Below are 3,505 nucleotides of genomic sequence, written 5' to 3' on the forward strand. Positions count from 1 at the left end.
GTGTTTGGCACACTGTTGGGTCCTGAGGCAACAGGACCGGTGGGGGGATGGCCTTTTTGGGGTTGTTGTTCTGCCGGGACTTGTGTTTCTGGTTTCCTGGCTGCAGCGAGCACACGGTGTCGCCCCCTTTTTTTTGCGGGGTGCGTGTGGGGTGTGTGGTTTGGGGTTGTTGTTTGAGAACTACATAGTGGACGCGAGCATCTTTTATAAAGAAGCAATTTCCAAGAATATGAACCTGGATCTGGCTGCGCGTGGTGGCATCCCTGCTGTGGGGTGTTGTTGGGTGTGGCTGGTTTTCGTGGTTCTCTCGAAAATTAGCGTTTTTGATCTTTTGTGGTCAAGTTTTTAAGAGCACACGGTGGATGCCTTGGCATTAGGAGCCGAAGAAGGACGTAGGAATCTGCGATAAGCCTGGGGGAGTCGATAACCGGACTGTGATCCCAGGGTGTCCGAATGGGGAAACCCCGCCAGGGGCGCGAGTCACCTGGTGACCCGCATCTGAACACATAGGGTGCGTGGAGGGAACGCGGGGAAGTGAAACATCTCAGTACCCGCAGGAAGAGAAAACAATAGTGATTCCGTCAGTAGTGGCGAGCGAACGCGGATCAGGCTAAACCGTTCCATGTGTGATAGCCGGCGGGCGTTGCATGGTCGGGGTTGTGGGACTTCCCATTCTGTCTCTGCCGGGACAGTGGGGTGTGTAGTGCAGGCATAGGTGAACGGTCTTGAAAGGCCGGCCAGAGAGGGTGTGAGCCCCGTAACCGAAATGTTGTGTACCGCCCGGGGAGTATCCCAAGTAGCACGGGGCCCGAGAAATCCCGTGTGAATCTGTCAGGACCACCTGATAAGCCTAAATACTCCCTAATGACCGATAGCGGACCAGTACCGTGAGGGAAAGGTGAAAAGTACCCCGGGAGGGGAGTGAAACAGTACCTGAAACCGTGTGCTTACAATCCGTCGGAGCAGCCTTGTAGCTGTGACGGCGTGCCTTTTGAAGAATGAGCCTGCGAGTTAGTGTTACGTCGCGAGGTTAACCCGTGTGGGGAAGCCGTAGCGAAAGCGAGTCTGAATAGGGCGTTGCAGTGGCGTGATCTAGACCCGAAGCGAAGTGATCTACCCATGGCCAGGTTGAAGCGACGGTAAGACGTCGTGGAGGACCGAACCCACTTCAGTTGAAAATGGAGGGGATGAGCTGTGGGTAGGGGTGAAAGGCCAATCAAACTTCGTGATAGCTGGTTCTCCCCGAAATGCATTTAGGTGCAGCGTTGCGTGTTTCTTACCGGAGGTAGAGCTACTGGATGGCTAATGGGCCCTACAAGGTTACTGACGTCAGCCAAACTCCGAATGCCGGTAAGTGAGAGCGCAGCAGTGAGACTGTGGGGGATAAGCTTCATAGTCGAGAGGGAAACAGCCCAGACCACCAACTAAGGCCCCTAAGCGTGTGCTAAGTGGGAAAGGATGTGGAGTTGCGAAGACAACCAGGAGGTTGGCTTAGAAGCAGCCATCCTTAAAAGAGTGCGTAATAGCTCACTGGTCAAGTGATTCCGCGCCGACAATGTAGCGGGGCTCAAGTACACCGCCGAAGTTGTGGATTTCAGATATTAGCTAAGCCCTTGTGGTTCAGGCGTCTGGAGTGGTAGGGGAGCGTCGTGTGGGCAGTGAAGTCGCGGTGTAAACCAGCGGTGGAGCCTACACGAGTGAGAATGCAGGCATGAGTAGCGAAAGACGGGTGAGAAACCCGTCCGCCGAATGATCAAGGGTTCCAGGGTCAAGCTAATCTGCCCTGGGTAAGTCGGGACCTAAGGCGAGGCCGACAGGCGTAGTCGATGGACAACGGGTTGATATTCCCGTACCGGCGAAAAACCGTCCATGTTGAACAGGGGATACTAACTGCCCGAGACCTGCCTGACACCCCTTGTGGGTGAAGGGTTTTGGTGGAGCGCGGGACCTGATCCTGGGAGGCAAGCGTATTAACAGGTGTGACGCAGGAAGGTAGCCAAGCCGGGCGATGGTTGTCCCGGTCTAAGGATGTAGGGCGAACGGTAGGCAAATCCGCTGTTCATGATGCCTGAGACCCGATGGGACCCCCGTCAAGGGGGGATTTGGTGATCCTATGCTGCCGAGAAAAGCATCGACGCGAGGTTTTAGCCGCCCGTACCCCAAACCGACACAGGTGATCAGGTAGAGAATACTAAGGCGATCGAGAGAATTATGGTTAAGGAACTCGGCAAAATGCCCCCGTAACTTCGGGAGAAGGGGGGCCCCCATCGTGATGGACACCAGCTGTCCGGAGCGTGCAGGGGCCGCAGAGACCAGGGGGAAGCGACTGTTTACTAAAAACACAGGTCCGTGCGAAGTCGCAAGACGATGTATACGGACTGACTCCTGCCCGGTGCTGGAAGGTTAAGAGGACCGGTTAGCCGCAAGGCGAAGCTGAGAATTCAAGCCCCAGTAAACGGCGGTGGTAACTATAACCATCCTAAGGTAGCGAAATTCCTTGTCGGGTAAGTTCCGACCTGCACGAATGGAGTAACGACTTCCCCGCTGTCTCAACCATAAACTCGGCGAAATTGCAGTACGAGTAAAGATGCTCGTTACGCGCAGCAGGACGGAAAGACCCCGAGACCTTTACTATAGTTTGGTATTGGTGTTCGGAGTGGCTTGTGTAGGATAGGTGGGAGACGTTGAAACCCGGACGCCAGTTCGGGTGGAGTCATCGTTGAAATACCACTCTGGTCACTTTGGACATCTAACTTCGGCCCGTAATCCGGGTCAGGGACAGTGCCTGATGGGTAGTTTAACTGGGGCGGTTGCCTCCTAAAAAGTAACGGAGGCGCCCAAAGGTTCCCTCAGCCTGGTTGGCAATCAGGTGTCGAGTGTAAGTGCACAAGGGAGCTTGACTGTGAGAGAGACATCTCGAGCAGGGACGAAAGTCGGGACTAGTGATCCGGCGGTACATTGTGGAATGGCCGTCGCTCAACGGATAAAAGGTACCTCGGGGATAACAGGCTGATCTTGCCCAAGAGTCCATATCGACGGCATGGTTTGGCACCTCGATGTCGGCTCGTCGCATCCTGGGGCTGGAGTAGGTCCCAAGGGTTGGGCTGTTCGCCCATTAAAGCGGTACGCGAGCTGGGTTTAGAACGTCGTGAGACAGTTCGGTCCCTATCCGCTGCGCGCGCAGGAAATTTGAGAAGGGCTGTCCTTAGTACGAGAGGACCGGGACGGACGAACCTCTGGTGTGTCAGTTGTACTGCCAAGTGCACCGCTGATTAGCTACGTTCGGATGGGATAACCGCTGAAAGCATCTAAGCGGGAAGCTCGCTTCGAGATGAGATTTCCATACACCTTGTGTGTGAGAGGCCCCCAGCCAGACCACTGGGTTGATAGGCCGGATGTGGAAGCGAGGACTAACGACTCGTGAAGCTGACCGGTACTAATAGGCCGATAACTTACACCACACACCACCCGGGCAAACGATTCAAAAGCGTTTGCACCCACCGGG

At 55.1% G+C, this 3,505-nt stretch carries 1 protein-coding gene and 1 rRNA gene; both read left to right on the forward strand.

What is annotated here, in order from left to right:
* A partial coding sequence (locus RCH15_RS18905; protein WP_326962192.1) for a hypothetical protein occupies positions 1-349 on the forward strand: 349 nt, incomplete at its 5' end.
* Positions 336-3,461 (forward strand): 23S ribosomal RNA (locus RCH15_RS18910). The genes RCH15_RS18905 and RCH15_RS18910, both read left to right, overlap by 14 nt.
* Positions 3,462-3,505: the final 44 nt, after the last annotated feature.

The organism is Arthrobacter sp. MP_M4 (assembly GCF_035984855.1).
Lineage (GTDB): Bacteria > Actinomycetota > Actinomycetes > Actinomycetales > Micrococcaceae > Arthrobacter.